Source organism: Arthrobacter caoxuetaonis, assembly GCF_023921125.1.
GTDB lineage: Bacteria > Actinomycetota > Actinomycetes > Actinomycetales > Micrococcaceae > Arthrobacter_B > Arthrobacter_B caoxuetaonis.
In genome coordinates this window covers 2,288,497-2,309,535 of sequence record NZ_CP099466.1, presented here as the reverse complement: position 1 = coordinate 2,309,535, position 21,039 = coordinate 2,288,497, and the positions used below count along the sequence as shown (strand labels likewise).

11 protein-coding genes, 2 tRNA genes and 3 rRNA genes are annotated in these 21,039 nt (G+C 58.4%); 12 read left to right on the top strand and 4 right to left on the bottom strand.

What is annotated here, in order from left to right; translation table 11 throughout:
- Positions 1–504 precede the first annotated feature (504 nt).
- The 3 genes from NF551_RS10595 (at position 505) to rrf (ending at position 5,975) form a co-directional block, all read left to right on the top strand.
- Positions 505–2,033, top strand: a 16S ribosomal RNA gene (locus NF551_RS10595).
- Between the two features lie 467 nt (positions 2,034–2,500).
- Positions 2,501–5,641, top strand: a 23S ribosomal RNA gene (locus NF551_RS10590).
- A 217-nt stretch (positions 5,642–5,858) separates the two neighbouring features.
- A 5S ribosomal RNA gene (gene rrf, locus NF551_RS10585) occupies positions 5,859–5,975 on the top strand.
- The 16S, 23S and 5S rRNA genes sit together here, the layout of an rRNA operon.
- A gap of 386 nt (positions 5,976–6,361) precedes the next feature.
- On the opposite strand, the gene NF551_RS10580 is transcribed toward rrf, so the two are convergent.
- On the bottom strand, positions 6,362–7,543 hold the full coding sequence (locus NF551_RS10580; protein ID WP_227895474.1) for a hypothetical protein: 1,182 nt from the start codon (positions 7,541–7,543) through the stop codon (positions 6,362–6,364).
- 1,033 nt (positions 7,544–8,576) lie between these two features.
- Here NF551_RS10580 and NF551_RS10575 point away from each other — a divergent pair.
- The 6 genes from NF551_RS10575 to NF551_RS10550 all read left to right on the top strand — a co-directional run bounded on the left by NF551_RS10575 (position 8,577) and on the right by NF551_RS10550 (position 12,696).
- Positions 8,577–9,350, top strand: a complete 774-nt coding sequence (locus tag NF551_RS10575) for a fumarylacetoacetate hydrolase family protein (RefSeq protein ID WP_227895475.1) — start codon at positions 8,577–8,579, stop codon at positions 9,348–9,350.
- Positions 9,351–9,482: 132 nt separating this feature from the next.
- On the top strand, positions 9,483–9,998 hold the full coding sequence (locus tag NF551_RS10570; RefSeq protein WP_227895476.1) for a hypothetical protein: 516 nt from the start codon (positions 9,483–9,485) through the stop codon (positions 9,996–9,998).
- A gap of 46 nt (positions 9,999–10,044) precedes the next feature.
- Positions 10,045–11,565 (top strand): glutamate--tRNA ligase, encoded by a 1,521-nt coding sequence (gltX, locus tag NF551_RS10565; protein ID WP_227895477.1) that lies wholly within the window; start codon positions 10,045–10,047, stop codon positions 11,563–11,565.
- 7 nt (positions 11,566–11,572) lie between these two features.
- The gene (locus NF551_RS10560) at positions 11,573–12,313 is read left to right on the top strand and encodes an HAD family hydrolase (protein ID WP_227895478.1); all 741 of its coding nucleotides are present in this window, start codon (positions 11,573–11,575) and stop codon (positions 12,311–12,313) included.
- A 149-nt stretch (positions 12,314–12,462) separates the two neighbouring features.
- Positions 12,463–12,534 (top strand) — tRNA-Gln (locus tag NF551_RS10555).
- 89 nt (positions 12,535–12,623) lie between these two features.
- Positions 12,624–12,696 (top strand) — tRNA-Glu (locus NF551_RS10550).
- Positions 12,697–12,748: 52 nt separating this feature from the next.
- On the opposite strand, the gene NF551_RS10545 is transcribed toward NF551_RS10550, so the two are convergent.
- Positions 12,749–13,285, bottom strand: a complete 537-nt coding sequence (locus NF551_RS10545) for a DUF1697 domain-containing protein (protein WP_227895479.1) — start codon at positions 13,283–13,285, stop codon at positions 12,749–12,751.
- A gap of 82 nt (positions 13,286–13,367) precedes the next feature.
- On the opposite strand from NF551_RS10545, the gene thiL reads away from it, so the two are divergent.
- Positions 13,368–14,378: a thiamine-phosphate kinase gene (gene thiL / locus NF551_RS10540; protein WP_227895480.1), complete on the top strand. Its 1,011-nt coding sequence runs from the start codon at positions 13,368–13,370 to the stop codon at positions 14,376–14,378.
- Positions 14,379–14,876: 498 nt separating this feature from the next.
- The gene (locus tag NF551_RS10535) at positions 14,877–18,170 is read left to right on the top strand and encodes a glycosyltransferase (protein WP_227895481.1); all 3,294 of its coding nucleotides are present in this window, start codon (positions 14,877–14,879) and stop codon (positions 18,168–18,170) included.
- Between the two features lie 36 nt (positions 18,171–18,206).
- Here NF551_RS10535 and NF551_RS10530 read toward each other — a convergent pair whose 3' ends face one another.
- A complete protein-coding gene (locus NF551_RS10530) occupies positions 18,207–18,629 on the bottom strand; it encodes a potassium channel family protein (protein WP_227895482.1) in 423 nt (140 codons plus the stop codon).
- Between the two features lie 80 nt (positions 18,630–18,709).
- Complete coding sequence (locus tag NF551_RS10525; RefSeq protein ID WP_227895483.1) at positions 18,710–19,429, bottom strand: IclR family transcriptional regulator; 720 nt, start codon at positions 19,427–19,429, stop codon at positions 18,710–18,712.
- Positions 19,430–19,571: 142 nt separating this feature from the next.
- Here NF551_RS10525 and leuC point away from each other — a divergent pair, with 142 nt between their 5' ends.
- Positions 19,572–21,035 carry a 3-isopropylmalate dehydratase large subunit gene (gene leuC / locus NF551_RS10520; protein WP_227895484.1) on the top strand — a complete coding sequence of 488 codons (1,464 nt, stop codon included), beginning with the start codon at positions 19,572–19,574 and terminating at the stop codon, positions 21,033–21,035.
- Positions 21,036–21,039: the final 4 nt, after the last annotated feature.

Genomic DNA, 21,039 nt, shown 5'->3' with positions numbered 1-21,039 from the left:
GCGCGCATCAGGGCAACCGGAGCCGTGCAGGGAAACACATTCCTGCCAGGTTGCGGGAACTGCCCGGGGTGTGTAAAGTAGAGCGAGTTGCCACCGACCGGAAATGGTCGGAACGGAAACAAAACCCACACAAATCAGCCGGAAAATAATCCGGACGCTTTCGTGTGGTTCGGAGTGATGGTTTGACCGGTTCGAAACGATTTCCACGGAAATCCGCCGAATTGCTAAAACCGGATCGATGAAATAGAATTATGAAACACCGCAGCGGTGCGAAAAGAAAAAGAATCAGCCGGAAACGGAAATGGTTTTTCTGAGTAGGCCGGATGCGACTGTTGTTTGAGAACTCAATAGTGTGCCAAGTTTATTGATACCAATTATTTTGATTGGTTGAACTGGCTGTTCGGCCCACCCCGTGGGCTGGAATGGCTTTTTTAGCTGGTTTCGAATTTAGTGCATGACTGTGCAGCCAATTTTCCTTGGCTCCGGTTGTGTGTCTGTAACACATTTACGGAGAGTTTGATCCTGGCTCAGGATGAACGCTGGCGGCGTGCTTAACACATGCAAGTCGAACGATGACTTCTGTGCTTGCACAGAATGATTAGTGGCGAACGGGTGAGTAACACGTGAGTAACCTGCCCTTAACTTCGGGATAAGCCTGGGAAACCGGGTCTAATACCGGATACGACCATCTGGCGCATGCCATGGTGGTGGAAAGCTTTATGCGGTTTTGGATGGACTCGCGGCCTATCAGCTTGTTGGTTGGGGTAATGGCCCACCAAGGCGACGACGGGTAGCCGGCCTGAGAGGGTGACCGGCCACACTGGGACTGAGACACGGCCCAGACTCCTACGGGAGGCAGCAGTGGGGAATATTGCACAATGGGCGGAAGCCTGATGCAGCGACGCCGCGTGAGGGATGACGGCCTTCGGGTTGTAAACCTCTTTCAGCAGGGAAGAAGCGAAAGTGACGGTACCTGCAGAAGAAGCGCCGGCTAACTACGTGCCAGCAGCCGCGGTAATACGTAGGGCGCAAGCGTTATCCGGAATTATTGGGCGTAAAGAGCTCGTAGGCGGTTTGTCGCGTCTGCTGTGAAAGCCCGGGGCTCAACCCCGGGTCTGCAGTGGGTACGGGCAGACTAGAGTGATGTAGGGGAGACTGGAATTCCTGGTGTAGCGGTGAAATGCGCAGATATCAGGAGGAACACCGATGGCGAAGGCAGGTCTCTGGGCATTAACTGACGCTGAGGAGCGAAAGCATGGGGAGCGAACAGGATTAGATACCCTGGTAGTCCATGCCGTAAACGTTGGGCACTAGGTGTGGGGGACATTCCACGTTTTCCGCGCCGTAGCTAACGCATTAAGTGCCCCGCCTGGGGAGTACGGCCGCAAGGCTAAAACTCAAAGGAATTGACGGGGGCCCGCACAAGCGGCGGAGCATGCGGATTAATTCGATGCAACGCGAAGAACCTTACCAAGGCTTGACATGAACCGGAAAGGCCTGGAAACAGGTCCCCCACTTGTGGTCGGTTTACAGGTGGTGCATGGTTGTCGTCAGCTCGTGTCGTGAGATGTTGGGTTAAGTCCCGCAACGAGCGCAACCCTCGTTCTATGTTGCCAGCGCGTTATGGCGGGGACTCATAGGAGACTGCCGGGGTCAACTCGGAGGAAGGTGGGGACGACGTCAAATCATCATGCCCCTTATGTCTTGGGCTTCACGCATGCTACAATGGCCGGTACAAAGGGTTGCGATACTGTGAGGTGGAGCTAATCCCAAAAAGCCGGTCTCAGTTCGGATTGAGGTCTGCAACTCGACCTCATGAAGTTGGAGTCGCTAGTAATCGCAGATCAGCAACGCTGCGGTGAATACGTTCCCGGGCCTTGTACACACCGCCCGTCAAGTCACGAAAGTTGGTAACACCCGAAGCCGGTGGCCTAACCCCTTGTGGGAGGGAGCCGTCGAAGGTGGGACCGGCGATTGGGACTAAGTCGTAACAAGGTAGCCGTACCGGAAGGTGCGGCTGGATCACCTCCTTTCTAAGGAGCACCTCAAAGTGGCAGGTCCTTCCACAGTGTTGGATGTGTGCTTTGCAGGAGATGCCCATGTCGGAGACATATGTTCTCCGGTGGGTGCTCAAGGGTGGAATATCAATAAATAGGTTCTTCCGGGTTCTGTCCGGCTGGTGAGTACGCCTCCTTCTGGGGGTTGGAAAGCATGGCCGGTCGGGTTGCCCGGTGGGTATCGTTTGGCACACTGTTGGGTCCTGAGGCAACAGGATCTGTTGTTTCTGGTTTTCCTGCGCATGCCGGATGCCGGGCTGTGGGTTTCCCCTTGCGGGGTGCCTGGTCTGGTGGATGGGTGTGACGGGGTTGTTGTTTGAGAACTACATAGTGGACGCGAGCATCTTAAAAATTATTAAGTGCAATTTCAGAAAAACCTGGTGACCGGTCTTGTACTGGTAACCGTGGTTTTCTCGATAGCGATATTAATTATTGATCTTTGTGGTCAAGTTTTTAAGGGCACACGGTGGATGCCTTGGCATCAGGAGCCGAAGAAGGACGTAGGAATCTGCGATAAGCCTGGGGGAGTTGATAACCGAGCGTTGATCCCAGGATGTCCGAATGGGGAAACCCCGCCCGGCGCGCGAGTGACCGGGTGACCCGCATCTGAACACATAGGGTGCGTGGAGGGAACGCGGGGAAGTGAAACATCTCAGTACCCGCAGGAAGAGAAAACAACAGTGATTCCGTTAGTAGTGGCGAGCGAACGCGGAAGAGGCTAAACCAGTGGTGTGTGATAGCCGGCGGGCGTTGCATCACTGGGGTTGCGGGACTTTCCGTATCAGTTCTGCCGGACTGGTGAAGTGAGTGCAGGTGCATAGGTGAACTGGTTTGAAAGCCAGGCCGTAGAGGGTGTTAGCCCCGTAACCGGAATGTATGCTGCCGCTTGGAGAGGATCCCAAGTAGCACGGGGCCCGAGAAATCCCGTGCGAATCTGCCAGGACCACCTGGTAAGCCTAAATACTCCCTGATGACCGATAGCGGACAAGTACCGTGAGGGAAAGGTGAAAAGTACCCCGGGAGGGGAGTGAAATAGTACCTGAAACCGTGTGCCTACAAACCGTTGGAGCAGCCTTGTTGCTGTGACAGCGTGCCTTTTGAAGAATGAGCCTGCGAGTTAGTGTTACGTCGCGAGGTTAACCCGTGTGGGGAAGCCGTAGCGAAAGCGAGTCTGAATAGGGCGAGTGAGTGGCGTGATCTAGACCCGAAGCGGAGTGATCTACCCATGGCCAGGTTGAAGCGACGGTAAGACGTCGTGGAGGACCGAACCCACTTCAGTTGAAAATGGAGGGGATGAGCTGTGGGTAGGGGTGAAAGGCCAATCAAACTCCGTGATAGCTGGTTCTCCCCGAAATGCATTTAGGTGCAGCGTTGCGTGTTTCTTGCCGGAGGTAGAGCTACTGGATGGCCGATGGGCCCTACAAGGTTACTGACGTCAGCCAAACTCCGAATGCCGGTAAGTGAGAGCGCAGCAGTGAGACTGTGGGGGATAAGCTTCATAGTCGAGAGGGAAACAGCCCAGACCACCAACTAAGGCCCCTAAGCGTGTGCTAAGTGGGAAAGGATGTGGAGTTGCCCAGACAACCAGGAGGTTGGCTTAGAAGCAGCCACCCTTGAAAGAGTGCGTAATAGCTCACTGGTCAAGTGATTCCGCGCCGACAATGTAGCGGGGCTCAAGTACACCGCCGAAGTTGTGGATTTCAGATTATTGGTAAGCCTTCGTGGTTCAGCCGTCTGGAGTGGTAGGGGAGCGTCGTGTGGGCAGTGAAGCTGCGGTGTAAACCAGTGGTGGAGCCTACACGAGTGAGAATGCAGGCATGAGTAGCGAAAGACGGGTGAGAAACCCGTCCGCCGAATGATCAAGGGTTCCAGGGTCAAGCTAATCTGCCCTGGGTAAGTCGGGACCTAAGGCGAGGCCGACAGGCGTAGTCGATGGACAACGGGTTGATATTCCCGTACCGGCGAAAAACCGCCCATACCAAGCGGGGGATACTAACCGCCCGAAACCTGCCCGTGCACCCTTGTGGTGTTCCGGGTTTTGGTGGAGCGCGGGACCGTAACCTGGGAGGTAAGCGTATTAACAGGTGTGACGCAGGAAGGTAGCCGGGCCGGGCGATGGTTGTCCTGGTCTAAGGATGTAGGGTCAGTGATTGGCAAATCCGTCACTGTGTCTTTGATGACGCACCTGAGATCTGATGGGACCCCCGTATGGGGGAATCCGGTGATCCTATGCTGCCTAGAAAAGCATCGGCGCGAGGTTTTAGCCGCCCGTACCCCAAACCGACACAGGTGATCAGGTAGAGAATACTAAGGCGATCGAGAGAATTATGGTTAAGGAACTCGGCAAAATGCCCCCGTAACTTCGGGAGAAGGGGGGCCTGCCCCGTGATGGAAACTTGCTTTCCGGAGCGGGTGTGGGCCGCAGAGACCAGGGGGAAGCGACTGTTTACTAAAAACACAGGTCCGTGCGAAGTCGCAAGACGATGTATACGGACTGACTCCTGCCCGGTGCTGGAAGGTTAAGAGGACCGGTTAGCCCTTACGGCAAGGGCGAAGCTGGGAATTTAAGCCCCAGTAAACGGCGGTGGTAACTATAACCATCCTAAGGTAGCGAAATTCCTTGTCGGGTAAGTTCCGACCTGCACGAATGGAGTAACGACTTCCCCGCTGTCTCAACCATAAACTCGGCGAAATTGCAGTACGAGTAAAGATGCTCGTTACGCGCAGCAGGACGGAAAGACCCCGAGACCTTTACTATAGTTTGGTATTGGTGTTCGGTGTGGCTTGTGTAGGATAGGTGGGAGACTGTGAGACCCGGACGCCAGTTCGGGTGGAGTCATCGTTGAAATACCACTCTGGTCATACTGGATATCTAACTTCGGCCCGTAATCCGGGTCAGGGACAGTGCCTGATGGGTAGTTTAACTGGGGCGGTTGCCTCCTAAAGAGTAACGGAGGCGCCCAAAGGTTCCCTCAGCCTGGTTGGCAATCAGGTGTCGAGTGTAAGTGCACAAGGGAGCTTGACTGTGAGAGAGACATCTCAAGCAGGGACGAAAGTCGGGACTAGTGATCCGGCGGTACATTGTGGAATGGCCGTCGCTCAACGGATAAAAGGTACCTCGGGGATAACAGGCTGATCTTGCCCAAGAGTCCATATCGACGGCATGGTTTGGCACCTCGATGTCGGCTCGTCGCATCCTGGGGCTGGAGTAGGTCCCAAGGGTTGGGCTGTTCGCCCATTAAAGCGGTACGCGAGCTGGGTTTAGAACGTCGTGAGACAGTTCGGTCCCTATCCGCTGCGCGCGCAGGAAATTTGAGAAGGGCTGTCCTTAGTACGAGAGGACCGGGACGGACGAACCTCTGGTGTGTCAGTTGTACTGCCAAGTGCATCGCTGATTAGCTACGTTCGGATGGGATAACCGCTGAAAGCATCTAAGCGGGAAGCCTGCTTCGAGATGAGATTTCCATACACCTTGTGTGTGAGAGGCCCCCAGCCAGACCACTGGGTTGATAGGCCGGATGTGGAAGCGGGGACTAAAGACCCGTGAAGCTGACCGGTACTAATAGGCCGATAACTTACACCACACCAACACCTGGGGAAACACGACTTCAAACGGTTTCCCAACGTACAGGGTGTTGTGATCATGCTGCTTGCGTCCACTATGTGGTTCCCAACCAACAACCCGCCAGGGTTGTTCTGGTTGCAGGAACTAATTGAATACACGGTTATCGTGTAATCCACTGATTTACCCGCCATACCACCGGACTCGGTCCGGGTGGGTGTGTGCCGGGTTGGTAGGGTTACGGCGGTCATTGCGCGGGGGAAACGCCCGGTCCCATTCCGAACCCGGAAGCTAAGACCCGCAGCGCCGATGGTACTGCACCTGGGAGGGTGTGGGAGAGTAGGTCACCGCCGGACAACCATTAGAACCCCCCTGGGGGTTCCGGGCTACGGGCCCCGCACCTGGTGCGGGGCCCGACCTGTTTAACCCGACCGGTATGCGGGGCCGGAGGGTCGGGTTCCGGCGTGGCATGCAGTTTCTATAGCGTCACCGAAGACCTCGCGGACAGCCGCAGGTTTCCATGCTGCGGGTGACCGGGCGAGACATCCGCCGCGGGTCAATGACATATTCACCAAACTCTCGAGCAGCTACTCATGACGCGTATCCATACCCCCAGAGGCGCGGTTGATTGCGGGGGCACTATGCTTCCCCGGGGTCCGGGGACAGAGCGGTAATTGGAGCTGGTGGGCCGCCATCAGCCACTCCATACCCGGACCAAGGTCTGCCTTTGCGGCTTTTCCGTCTATGTTCTTGCAGCGGTGAAGTTCTTTTCCCATCGAGTCATGAACTTTGAGGCAACCGTCGGCCGCGCGGCGCCATTGAGCGAACGGACTCCGCCAGCAGGTCCTGCACGTTCCACAGCGTAGGTGATTGCATTCTGATCAAGCATCCAGCTTGTGGATTCTTTTAGACCGTGAGAGATGTACGTTAGAAGATCATCGAGCAGGTTAGTGCTCAGAACAGAGCGATTTGCGACGACGTTACCAGCCATATTTCGGCGCCATGGCGGCAGAGCGATAAGTCCCTCATTAACCACTGTCCCAAACGTATAGTCGCGTACTTTTTTCAAGAACGCTCCAGGATCGTTTTCGAAATATAGATCGGCGTCCACAAGGTACGCGTTGTCATATCGAGCTAGCAGATGCGGAAGCGCGTAAAAGCGAACACATGCATAATACGTTCGCTCTTGGTTGACGAAATCTGGAGTCGAAACCCCGTAGTACGCAAGATTCGAGGGCGTCGAGCCACTATTGAGATTCGATAGTGCTGCTATGAATCGATCGCCGTCTTCCACTAGGGTGCGGGCCTCTTCCGCTGGTGCACAAATATAAATGGCGAAGTCGATTTCCGGGAGTTGTTGTGCGTAGAACAGGAACCAACCTATGTAAATTCGAAAGAAAGTCTTATCGACGGAAATTGCGATCACAGTCGTGTTGTCAGTCACCGGGCGTCTTAGGCTTATTGGTGCTGCTAATGCCTTCTTCATATCGTCTCGAGCCCGCTGGGTGTTCACGGTATCATGCGTGTAGTAGGTAGTCGCGCCTGAATCCCAATAAAACAGTGGAACCAGCCGCCTATATTCACTTCTTTGAACATTGGTGAAATGATAGCCTGCGGCTTCACGGTCAGTAAGTGAGAGCAGCTGGCCGGCAAGCACATGGAAGGCTACCGCCTCGGGACTGTCTACAAGGCCTCCGAATTGGAAAGTATATTCCCTCCTCACAGCTTCAATCACGGACATTGCTTTTGTTTGATCACCGGAGGCGGCCGCCGCTATACCAGATTCGAGCGCAGAAGCGGTGAGCGATAGCGCTGCGTCAAAATATCGGTACTCATCCGTCAAGATGACTCCGCGCAATCGTCTATAATATTGTGCGGTTGCAGCTAGAGTCTTTTGTTGCGGCCGCTTAAATTGCTGATCCATGGTCCGGTAAAATACTTTTCGAATGACCGTCGTAAAGGCCTCAGGGCGGTGCCTTGAAGCAGCGATTACGGAATCTAGCTCCGGGCATTGCCCGTCCAAGTAATTGGATGTCAGAAGAGCTCTAAGGACTTCTGACGTTGGCGTTCGGGTGGGCATAGGCGACGCTCCGATCTAGGGACTTCAGTCTTTTAGCTTAGCTAAAAGACCACTTCGACGGGTTGCAGGTAAGCGCTGGCAATGATGTTTCCTGGCGAGGTGTACTTCGACCGCCGCGTTCCGCAGCTGCCCGATATTTTCTACGATGGCGGTTGATCTCACCCATCTGGGCGGGAAGTTACCCGTGTGCTTTATCCTCAAGCAGCTGAAGCAGGTTCTTTGGAACCGGGTCTTCGCGTGAGGTCTCGCTATTTTTGCCACACCACACGCGCGGGTGCTGGGGGCGGATGGATGTTCCCGTCGGATGATGCGAGCAGCCCGCGGCTTCGATGGGGAAGCACGCCGATGCCGGCTAGTTTCATTGCGGTTTGGACTGTCCTGCCTACGGTGACGTGAGCGACTAGGACAGGCAAGGCGCCGATTTGTCGCAGGTCGGTCCACCACGTGCTGCGAAAGGGTCTTGTCTTAGGGCTTCTTCCCATCCCGGTTCAGGGCCGCGGCGTTGTGAGCAGTCACCGAGGCGCAGCCCATGGAAAACTTCAGAGCGGCTCTCCACGTTTTAGTTCGTAGCCCGCCCCTGATGCTGGAACCGTGTGTATCTGGGTGGTCCCGGCCTGTACCCAGTCATCCAAAGCCAGGCTGCGTTGTCTCCGCTGTTCCACCCTGCTTTCCACGCTGTTCCACCCTGCTTTCCACGCTGTTCCACCCTGCTTTCCACGCTGTTCCACCCTGCTTTCCACGCTGTTCCACCCTGCTTTCCACGCTGTTCCACCCTGCTTTCCACGCTGTTCCACCCTGCTAGCGAACACTCACCCTGCTCCGGTAGCCAGCCACGGTCCATGCGTGCGTACACACATTCTCGACTAGGCTTGAACCCATGCGTATTGCTCGGTTTATCCAGGACAGTGACCCTACCTTCGGCGTCGTCGACGGCGATGAAGGCCATGAAGAAATTGCCGTTATCAAGGGGGACCCGTTTTTCTCCGGCGTGCAGCTCACGGGGGAGCGGCACAAGCTCGAGGACGTACGCCTCCTCGCACCGATCATTCCCCGCAGCAAAGTCGTGGGCATCGGCAAGAACTACGCGGACCATGCGGCTGAAATGGGCGGTGAAGTCCCGGCAGCACCGTTGATGTTCTTCAAGCCGAACACCTCCGTGATCGGGCCGAACGATCCGATCGTCCTGCCCTCCTTCTCGGATGAGATCTCCTACGAGGCCGAGCTGGCCGTGGTGATCGGACGCATCTGCAAGGACGTTCCGCTTGAACGGGTGGACGAAGTGGTCTTCGGGTACACCTGCGCGAACGACCTCACTGCGCGCGACGCCCAGCGCACCGACGGTCAGTGGGCCCGCGCCAAGGGCTTCGACACCTCCTGCCCCGTCGGTCCCTGGATTGAGACGGAGCTGGACACGGATAACCTGGCTGTGCGGTCTTACCTCGACGGCGAACTCGTGCAGGACGGCAACACTTCCGAGATGGTGTGGGGCGTCAGGGAACTGGTGTCGTACGTGTCCCAGGCTTTCACCCTGCTTCCCGGTGACATCATCCTCACCGGCACCCCGGCCGGCGTCGGCCTGATCACGGACGGGCAGAGGATCGAAGTCCAGGTCGAGGGAATCGGCACGCTGGCCAATATTGCCCGCGGCTAGCAAGCACATCAAGAAATGACAGAGGACTCAACGTACGACGGCGCGCGTCGGGCAGCGGGCTTCCCCGCTGCCGCTGCCGTAAGTGTGTGGTCTGCGGCGCTGCTAATAGCCCCTTTTCATGGGGAAGCCGGCATGAGAGGTGAAGACACCCCCTGGTTGTGGGGGATAGGCAGTGCCTTGCTGCTGTGCGTCTTCCCCGTGGTCCTGGTGGCCGTGCTCCAGCGGCGGAACGATTTGAGCCGCTGGGCAGCAGCTGCTCCAACGGGGCCGGTGGTGCTCGGCGCCGTCGCCTTGTGCTTTATATTGCTGCGGCTGATTCTGTGGCTCGATGGACCCCTGGCGGTTGCAGCCGCCGTCTTTGCCTTTACAGCCTCGGCGGCGGCTGGCCTGCTGCTCCAGCGGGCCGCCGCCCTGGATAACGGACTGCTGGTTTTTTGCGGCGGTGCCGGCGCGGCCGCCATGCTGTTCTCCGGCCTTCCCTCAGTCGGTCCCCTGGCGTGGATCGGATGGTTGGCCTTGGCAGCAGCCGCAGCTGCCGGAGTGTTCTGGCCGGACCGGAAGTTCTCCGGCAGGAAACTGGCTGCCGCCGCGATTGGTGCCGTACTGGGCGCGGGCATACCTTGGGCGCTTCTGGCAGCCGTGGCGTGAACCCGCCGCGGTTCCCTGGGTGGACGGCGGCTAGACTTGAAGCATCATGACTACTGAGCCTTCTTCCTTCGCTGATCTCCCCACCGTCGACGACAACACTCCGGTGCGGGTCCGTTTCTGCCCGTCCCCGACCGGCACGCCCCACGTGGGCCTGATCCGCACCGCCCTGTTCAACTGGGCCTACGCCAAGCACACCGGCGGCAAGATGATCTTCCGCATCGAAGACACCGACTCGGCCCGGGACAGTGAAGAGAGCTTCCTGCAGCTTCTGGACGCACTCGACTGGCTGGGCATCACCTGGGACGAAGGCGTAAACGTTGGCGGTCCGCACGAACCGTACCGCCAGTCCCAGCGCGGAGAGATCTACCAGGACGTCATCGCCAAGCTCAAGGACGCGGGGCACCTTTACGAGTCCTACTCCACCCCGGAGGAAATCGAGGCCCGGCACCGCGCCGCCGGCCGTGACATCAAGCTCGGCTATGACAACTTTGACCGGGACCTGACCGAAGAGCAGATCGCCGCCTTCAAAGCCGAGGGCCGCGAGCCCGTGCTCCGGGTGCGGATGCCGGACGAAGACATCACCTTCAACGACCTGGTCCGCGGCGAGATCACGTTCAAGGCCGGCACCGTCCCGGACTTCGTCGTCGTCCGTGCCAACGGTGCTCCCCTGTACACCTTGGTGAATCCGGTCGACGACGCCCTGATGGGGATCACCCATGTTCTCCGTGGCGAAGACCTGCTCTCCTCCACACCTCGGCAGATTGCCCTGTACCGGGCGCTGATTGACGTCGGAGTTGCGCAGTACATGCCGCTCTTCGGGCACCTGCCGTACGTCATGGGCGGCGGCAACAAGAAGCTCTCCAAGCGTGACCCGGAGTCCAGCCTCTTCCTGCACCGTGAACGCGGATTCATCCCCGAAGGCCTGCTCAACTACCTGTCCCTGCTGGGCTGGTCGCTCTCCGCCGATGAGGACATCTTCACGGTCGAGGAACTAGTGCAGAACTTCGACATTCACGATGTGCTCTCCAACCCGGCACGCTTCGACCTGAAGAAAGCCGAAGCAATCAACGGCACCCACGTGCGCCGGCTGGACGCCGCTGACTTCCGCGGCCGGCTGGTGCCCTACCTCCAGCACGCCGGATTGGTGGGGGAGCAGCTCACTGAGCGCCAGGAGGAGATCCTCACTGAAGCTGCGCCACTGGTGCAGGAACGCATCACGCTGCTGGGTGAAGCTCCGGACATGCTTGGCTTCCTTTTCAAGGCCGACGACGCCATTGACGTGGCGGACGACGCGCGGAAGGGCCTTCCGGCCAACCTCACCGAGGTGCTCGATGCCACGCTCGCGGCGCTCGAGCCCGTGCAGGAGTGGACGGCCGAGAACATCCAGGCAGCCCTTCGCTCAGCACTGGTGGACGAGATGGGCATCAAGCCCCGGCTGGCATTCGGACCCGTCCGTACGGCCGTCTCCGGCCGCCGGATCTCCCCGCCGCTGTTCGAGTCCATGGTGATCCTGGGCAAGGACTCGTCACTGGCACGGATCCGCGCGTTCCGCGCTGCCGAGGCCTGAGCCGTCCATGAGTGAAGTGCGGAGCAGCAGGCCCATGGGGGTGCTCTTTGATATCGACGAGACCCTCGTGGACCTCCGCACGGCCATGGGCAACACGCTGCGTGAAATCAGCGCCGCGGACCTGGCACACTTCACCGAGGAGGACTGGGCGGCCTACCAGCACCTCTACGCAGCCGATCCGCAGGGCTACTACGACAAGTACCTGACGGGGGAGCTGAGCTTCACCCGCCAGCGCCTGCTGCGCGTGGCACACGCGCAGCAGGCGCACGGCCTCCCGGTGTTCGACGACGACGCAGAGGCTGCCTGGAACGATGCCTATGACCGCGAACTGCCCAGGCATTTCAAGGCATATGACGACGTCGTTCCGGTCCTGGACGAACTGGATGCCCGCGGCATCCCCTACGGGGCCGTGAGCAACAACGTGCACGACTACCAGCGGGCCAAGCTCGATGCCGCAGGCCTGGAACGGATCAAGGTCCTGGTGGGCATTGACGCCGTGGACGCTGCGAAGCCGGATCCGGCGATCTTCCTTGAAGGCGTACGGTTGCTGGGCACTGATCCGGCCCGCACCCTGTACGTCGGCGACAATCCCGAGGTGGATGCCCGCGGTGCCTGCAGCGCGGGGCTGCAGGGCATCTGGCTGGACCGCACCGGGATCGGGGAAGGTGCCGCGGCAACCAAGACGCTGGCCAGAATCGGGTCGTTGAATGAACTGGTCGAAGGGTTCCTGCCGCCGGTACTGGCGTGATCCTGACCTGTACAGCGTGCGTTCCTTGCCTCCGGGCCGAGTAAGCGGAGCCGTTTTGTACTCCGCCCCGAACCCGTGTATAGTAATAACTCGTGCTGAGGGGTTGCAGCCGGATGTTCAAGCTTCCGAAGCAGCCCGGATCAACACATTGGGATATGGTGTAATTGGCAACACATCGGTTTCTGGTACCGACATTCTAGGTTCGAGTCCTGGTATCCCAGCGCTAATCAAAGAAGGTTCTCGCCGGATTTGAGAAAGAATCAATGAGTATGGAATACTTATTGAGCTCACTTAGCAAGTGAAGCAAAATGGCCCCATCGTATAGCGGCCTAGTACGTCGCCCTCTCACGGCGATAACGCGGGTTCGAATCCCGCTGGGGTCACTAGGCAACAGCCCTGGACAGAAATGTCCGGGGCTGTTTTCTTTAACTCGGTTTATCCAGCATCCACTATTTTGTGCAGTGTCCGTAAATTGCGGGTCGTCGTCGCAGACTTATAGCGCGGTTTTCCAGTTGCCTTCGAAAGCGTGGAATCCAGCGCCAACCCTTTCCGGGCTGTCCACGCCACTGCCTCGGCCCCGAGCCGAACCTGTTCCTGTCCGGCAGCAGCTCCGAGTCCAACCAGTTCGTCCAGCACCCCCGGATCCGAGGAGAACGTGACGTAGGCGTGGACGGCGGGATCGTCTGCGGCATAGGGAACCGCATCGGCAAGCTCGGCTACGCGGGTGACGGGCAGCACAATCACCCACGCCTCATAGCCGAACTCCGTACGCAGCGCCTGCTCGACGCTGGCCTTGAGCACGACGGGTTCCAGGTCAGAAGTCACGACGGCGTTGCCGCTGGCCAGCAGGGTTCGCACCGCCTGGAGCCCCAGACCTTGGAGGACTGCACGCAGGTCAGCCATCTTGACCGTTATTCCTCCGACGTTCACGCCCCGCAGGAGAATGGCGAACCGTGTTACTGATCCCTTCATAGGGCGAGGGTACTCCGGCGCAGGGAAGCCATGAAGCATAATGAAAGCTCGGCAAGCGTGAGGCAAAGGACAACGGATTTTCGTGGCATACCACCCCCAGCACGTAGCGGAACTCAGTGAAGGGGAACTGCTGGCAAGGATCTTCCCGCGGCTGGGAGCCGGAAAGGCCCTCCTGGGCCCCGGAGACGACGCTGCGATGCTGGCAGCTCCCGATGGTCGGACGGTCATCTCCATAGACACTCTGGTCCAGGATCAGGACTTCCGGCTGCAGTGGCCCGGCGGGTACCGCACAACCGGCTTCGACGTCGGCTGGAAGTGTGCGGCGCAGAACCTTTCGGACATTAATGCCATGGGCGCCGTGGCGACGTCGCTGGTCGTTAGCCTGACGCTGCCGGGGGACACCCGTATTACCTGGGTGGAAGGCCTGGCAGACGGCCTCTCCGCGGCGCTGCGTGCACTGGGTGCCGAACAATGCACCGTGGCCGGCGGCGACCTTGGCCGCGGTCAGTCTCTGGTGGTTACGGCTGCGGTCACGGGCGACTTGCAGGGCCGGGCACCCGTTCTGCGCTCGGGAGCCCGGCCAGGGGACACCCTGGCGGTCTGCGGGGCGCTGGGCCATGCAGCTGCCGGGCTGGCGTTGCTGGACAGCGGCGCGGACTACGCGGCCATGGGCGGCTGGGAGCGGTCACTCGCGGCCTCGCAGTCCCGTCCGTGCCCGCCCTTGGCTGCCGGACCCGCAGCGGCTGTGGCGGGGGCTCACGCCATGATGGACATTTCTGACGGGCTGGTGCGCGATGCCGGCCGGCTAGCCCTTACATCAGGAGTAGGGGTCGACCTTGATCCTCAGGCATTGCTGCGCGAAGCAGAACAACTGACGGAAGCTGCTAAGGGCATGGGGGCCAACGCGGTCGACTGGGTCCTAGGTGGGGGAGAGGACCATGGGCTGCTAGCCGTTTTCGGGCACGGGACTGAGCTACCGCGGGGCTTCCGAAGAATCGGCGTGGTAACGGACGCCAAGGGCAGCGGCGCCGGCACGGTGACTGTTCGGGGCAGGAAGTCGCCGCCAGTGGGGTGGGATCATTTCGCCGGCTAAGCAATCTAAGAATCTGCCGGTGACACCGACAAAAAGGATCTTGGACAGGGTCCCCGGCCAAACGAAAAGCGATGCCATGAACCTTGGCAGTTTTTATCAGCAGGATTCCGGCAGGACAGTGGCATCCGACACAGGCTTAGGCGGGACGATTCTCACGTTCCGTAGATCCACAGTACGGTGACATTACAGCTCCAAGCTATTGGTCAGGACCAGGCGGCAGCCACCTTTCCATAGCTTCGCGTGTCCTCTCACCGTCCAAGCGGCTAACTTCGCGTGTCGGCACCCGGTCCTTCTTCGACTGCCCGACTAAATGATGGCCGACCTCTACGGGGAGAGAAGTATCTGGCCATCAGAGTACACCTGAGATAACCACGCGATTTGCTACCCAAGGAATAGAGCGTGCTGGGGTAGAATTCACATTTACGGATCGTGGAATGAAGCTCGCCGTTCAGACGATTCGGGGGTAAGCGATTGGTGAGGAAACGAAAAGGGAAGACAATGGAGCAGCCACTCTATGAAGACAGGCCGGATGTCAACGAGCCGCATGAATCGTCCCTCTCCAAGCCTTCAACGAAATGCGACCCTAACACCACCTTCGAAGAACGCGATGTCCAGGACTCTGCCCTGGGAAACGCGAGGCGCTCAGAGAAAATGGATGGGTCGCTGAAGGAGATGCTTGCTGAATCACTTGACGGGTCTCGATTTGCGCCCGGTTCTTTGTTATCAAGACCAATCTCTAACGGCAACAGCGGAGTTAAAAGGTTGTCAGATCTCCGCGTCTTGGGAATTCTAGGAACATATACTGCATCTGCGTTCAAGATGACATGTAATGTTCATCAGCCGACTCCTGCAGGGTGGGAAAGAGAATGCAACCAATTTTCACCTGACATTTTGATTGTCGAAACTGACCGCGGCCAAGATGAAGGGCAACGGAACTCAAGCTCAGATTTCAGTGCGACGCAGTTACTTAGTTTAGTTCTATGGTGTCGCGAGCGTCGAATCCCTACGGTCCTCTGGGACAATTCGGACTCCAACGACGGAGCACTAAATTTCTTAGCAGCGTTTGATCATGTCTTTACTTCCGATATCGATCGGATTTCCAAGTACAAACGTGTGCTGATGCACGAGCGCGTATATCTATTGCCTTTCTTTTATGAGCCAGGGTTAGATAAAGCATCAGAAAATGGCCAAGGTTATCCGGCCAATAATGAAATGAATGATGCCGCGAGTAGTTTCATTACAGGTGAAGCCGACCCCGATGGAGTCGACAAACTTCACAGTCCGTCCCATGGGTCCCAGAGTATTGTTTCGCGTAAACTACTCGAACTACTCGTTGGCAACCGTCCCGTGACCTGCAATTACTCGTCGAAGGTCCGCGCTCTTTTTGGTGACTTAGTCATATCATCTGATAACAGGGAGGAGGCCAGAAGGCGGGTTGACAAGTTCCTGGACGGTACGAATAACCCACGTAGTGCCCGCGCGGCATATATGCGCCTGCGCGCACTCCGGAAGGTTCTCGACGAGTATACGACCACCGTTCGACTCACCTACATTGCATCCAAGGCATTGGCCGGTGGGCCATCATGGGCGGAGCGCAAAATTGCCGTTCTTGCAAAAGTGAAGAGCAGGGGGGAAATCGACACTATTCTGCGTGATTATTCACGTCAGACCTGGGCGGAAAAAGAACTTGTATTCCTTGTTGACCCTGAGACCAGTTTGGGTGGGCCGGTGTCGGGGCCGGGGATCCGGTGTTATGTGGTCTCCAACACCAGACTCGACATAACGACAGTCACTGATGCGCCTTATGTCTCCCTGTGGGAGGCCAGCTCAAGCTACGGCGCCCATTATCTTGAAGACGCGGCGCGTATCCTTGGATTTGCCGGAGTTGACGGGGTATCCCGCTTGACAGAGGTTAGTGATCCTCTCGGGCTTCGTCGAGCTTTTACACGCGTATCAACTGCTCCTGCTTTCTCGACAGTATGGCGAACTTCCTCGATGCCTGAACTGGACCCGGGTGATGAGGGAACGTCACATTGTTCATTCATTGGCGGAATGGCCATCATGGTTTTGCCAGCCTTCGATCATGCCCCTAGATCCAGGACTCTCGTGGACGTAGGTAAGTGGGAAAACAGCACGAACACAGGGATACCACTGACACGCCTAGTCGCGTTAGCAGAAGGTTTGGGTGCTGATTTTGCACCCGAACACACCAAGTTTGATGTGGATGCGGACCAGCTCGCGCAGGAGTTTGGGGGCACAAATCATCCCAAAGGAATCTCCATCGGGTCAACCGGCACTGCTCTCCGCGTCGATTCCGAACAACCGGTGGAAAAACGCTGTTTCCTTTACTCAAATGTCTCGACTCCCTTAGAACAGCTTTTGAACCGCGGTCTTAGACTAGCGGAACCGTATGTATATGCCGCTACCAGTGACGGTTTGGACCTGTCGTTTATAGTTTTATGTCTTGACCACCAAGGTGAGCGCCTAAATAGTCAGGTGCTACGAACGAACCGAAACGAATTATTAGTAATTCCAGCTGGTACTCGTTCTTTAAGATTCGGCTGGCGGATTAGGGGAACAGGTTCGGCAGAAGTCTTTGGCATATCTCTAAAAAAGGTAGATCGCACAAGTGAAGTCGTGCCCTTGCTCAGTGATAAACGGAAGCTCGTTGTCACGAATCATTACCCGTCCTACAATGATCTTTATCGTCACGGGTTCGTGCATAGTCGAGTCCGCGCCTATGGTGAGGCAGGAATGCCCACTGCGGTGTTTGTGCTCAACCAAAATCTTACCCAAGGGACGTATGAGTTTGAAGGTGTAGACGTTGAGGTCGGCGGTGCCGAAGAACTGGCTTCAACCATCAAAGAAAACAACTTCGAGAGTATTTTGGTCCATTTCCTTGATCAGAAGATGTGGCAGATTTTGGAGCGTCACATTGTCGAAGTGCCAACCATTATTTGGCTCCATGGCTCCGAAGTCCAGCCCTGGTATAGAAGAGAATTTAACTATGAAACAGACGAACAGCGGAAGGTAGCTCAGGCTCGCAGTGACTCTCGCATCGAGCTATGGCGACAGGTTTTCAATTATCAACATCCTAATTTGCATTTTGTGTTTGTGTCCGCGTATTTTGCACATGAGGTCATGGAAGATACGGGTGTAACTCTTAAGTCGACCAGATTCAGCATCATACACAACTTCATTGATACAGAGAGATTTTCTTACCAGGCAAAAGACGTGGACCAGCGATTCAGATTGCTGAGTATTCGCCCCTTCGCCTCGAGAAAGTACGCAAACGATCTTACGGTGGAGGCTATTTTACAGTTGCGCAGCCACCCTTTGTTTGACAGGTCTTCGTTCCTCATTGTTGGTGATGGGCCTCTGTTTGACGATGTATTGCGACCTTTGAAAGATATTCCTAACGTGGAAATGCGCCGTCAATTCCTGACACAGCAGGAGATTGCGCAACTGCATCGGAATTTCGGTGTGTTCTTGTCACCCACGAGAATGGATAGTCAAGGAGTCTCAAGAGATGAGGCCATGTCGTCAGGACTCGTGCCCGTTACAAACGCCGTTACAGCTATCCCTGAGTTCGTGGATTCGTCGTGTGGAATCCTGGCGCCAGCAGAAGACGCGGCTGAAATGGCAAGGGGGATTGCAAGCCTGTGGGAGGATCAGGAACGGTTCGAAGCGATGTCAGCCGCTGCAGTTGCGAGAGTGACACGTCAGAGCGGCTTGGGCCAGACTGTCCAAGCTGAAATCGAGTTGATTAGAAGTGTCTCTCGTGCGCTGTAACCCGCCAACCGTTTAGGTTTAACGCCGAGGGAGAGCTCAGTCCAGGATGTGCCGTTGCCGCACCCTGACCGCAAGATCCTCCAGCTCCTTCCTGGAAAGGTCCGGCAGGTGCTCCAGCTCGCCGATAAATTCGCGCAGGCTGTCCTTGGTGCGGGCACGGAGCAGCTCGTTGTAGAAGCCCACAATCACGCCCGTGGCCAGGGCGACCACCAGGATGCCGTAGAGGGCAACGAATACCGTGATGAGCCTGCCGATGAAAGTGACGGCGACGTAGTCTCCGAACCCAATCGTCGTGAAGGACGAGAACAGGTACCACAGGGAATCGCCGAGGCCCGGAATCCCGCGTTCGAACCGGGGCAGAAGCAGGGCAGCGGACGCGTAGACAATAAGGAATCCGAAGAGGACGACGTCGGCTCCAGTGAGGCGGATTATGTGCCAGAGCACCCTCATGCGTTTCATGGCCGCTCCTTGGACTCTTCCGGAGGCTCTCCGGACCGCTGGGTCTTCAGGATAGGCCGGGCACGGCCGGCAGGGCAGGGTCAGTCGGCAGCCTGGCGCAGGGTTTCGGTGAGCTGCTGCGCCGCCCGCGTCACGACTTCGGCGTGGATGCGGCCCGGTTGGCGGGTGAGGCGTTCAATCGGCCCGGAGATGGAGACGGCGGCGATGACCCTCCCGGACGGCCCCCGAACGGGAGCGGAGACAGAAGCTACTCCCGGTTCGCGTTCGCCCAGGCTCTGCGCCCATCCGCGGCGCCGGACACCGGCCAGCACCGTGGGGGTGAAACGGGCATTCTGCAGGCCTTCGAGCAGCCTGTCGTGGTCTTCCCAGGCCAGCAGCACCTGGGCTGCGGACCCTGCCTTCATGGACAGCTGCGTTCCGACCGGGATGGTGTCGCGGAGGCCGATGGGCCGTTCGGCGGAGGCCACGCACACCCGCCATTCACCCTGTCGGCGGAACACCTGCGAGCTTTCACCGGTGGCATCGCGCAGGGCCAGCAGCACGGGTCCGGCTGAGGCGATGAGCCGGTCTTCGCCGGCTGCAGATGCCAGCTCCACGAGGCGGCTCCCGAGCACAAAGCGTCCCTGGATGTCCCGCCCGACCAGGCGGTGGTGAACCAGTGCCAGCGCCAGCCGGTGGACCGTGGGCCTGGCCAGCCCGGTGGCAGCTACAAGCTGGGCGAGGGTTGTCGGTCCCGCTTCCAGTGCGTCGAGCACCATTGCAGCTTTATCAATAACGCCCACGCCGCTTGAGTTGTCCATAGAATGATACTGCCGTCTCATTATCTGAGATGCAAGCTGAAAAACTGGCGCCGGCCGCTGCAATGCTGGTTGTCTTAAATCCATCAGTAATCCGCGGTTCGGCTGCACAGGCCGGAACCACATCGGGCGAGGAGCGCAGGTCATGGGAGAGCACGCAGCGAGCAGGACGCTCGCCGAGAAGGTGTGGGACGAGCACGTTGTCTCCAAGGGCCAGGACGGTGCTCCGGACCTTCTTTACATCGATCTCCACCTCGTCCACGAAGTGACCTCTCCCCAGGCATTCGAGGGGCTGCGCCTTGCCGGTCGGAAGCTGCGGCGGCCGGACCTGACCATCGCCACGGAAGACCACAACACTCCCACGCTGGAGATCGACAAGCCGATCGCCGATCCGGTCAGCCGGACGCAGATCGAAACCCTGCGCGCCAACTGCGCCGAGTTTGGTGTCCGCCTGCACCCGCTGGGCGACGCAGAGCAGGGAATCGTCCACGTCGTCGGTCCGCAGCTGGGACTGACACAGCCGGGTCTCACAGTGGTGTGCGGAGACTCGCATACGTCCACCCATGGAGCTTTTGGAGCCCTGGCGATGGGTATTGGCACCTCCGAAGTGGAGCACGTCATGGCCACCCAGACCCTGTCGCTCAAGCCATTCAAGACCATGGCCATCAACGTTGAGGGCACCCTGCGGCCCGGTGTGACGTCCAAGGACATCATCCTCGCCGTGATCGCGAAGATCGGCACCGGCGGGGGCCAGGGCTACGTCCTGGAATACCGTGGATCAGCCATCAGGTCCTTGTCCATGGAAGCGCGGATGACCATCTGCAACATGTCGATCGAGGCCGGAGCCCGTGCCGGCATGGTGGCACCGGACGAGACCACGTTCGCTTATCTCAAGGACAAGCCGCACGCGCCGCAGGGCGCGGACTGGGACGCCGCCGTCGAGCACTGGAAATCACTGGTTTCGGACGAGGACGCCACGTTCGATGCCGAGGTTTACCTGAACGCCGATGAACTGGAGCCCTTCGTGACCTGGGGGACTAACCCGGGCCAGGGTGTCTCACTCTCCGAGAGCGTGCCTTCTCCTGAGGACTTCGGCGATGAGAACGCCAAGGCAGCCGCCGAACGCGCCCTGGAATACATGGACCTGCAGGCAGGCACACCCATGAAGGACATCCGGGTCGACACCGTCTTCCTGGGCTCCTGCACCAACAGCCGCATCGAGGACCTGAGGATCGCGGCAGACATTATCCGCGGACGGCAGAAAGACCCGAACGTGCGGATGATGGTGGTCCCCGGCTCCGCACGCGTTCGGCTGGAAGCGGAAGCCGAGGGTCTGGACCGGGTGTTCAAGGACTTTGGTGCGGAATGGCGTTTCGCCGGCTGCTCCATGTGCCTGGGCATGAATCCCGACCAGCTGGAACCGGGGGAGCGGTGCGCCTCAACCTCCAACCGCAACTTCGAGGGCCGGCAGGGCAAGGGCGGACGCACGCACCTGGTCTCGCCGGTCGTGGCGGCCGCGACGGCGGTGCGCGGCACCCTCAGCTCACCATCGGACCTCGATCCGCTGCCCGGTGCGGCCGCGGGCACCGCCGCTGCTGCGGCAGCCTAGGAGA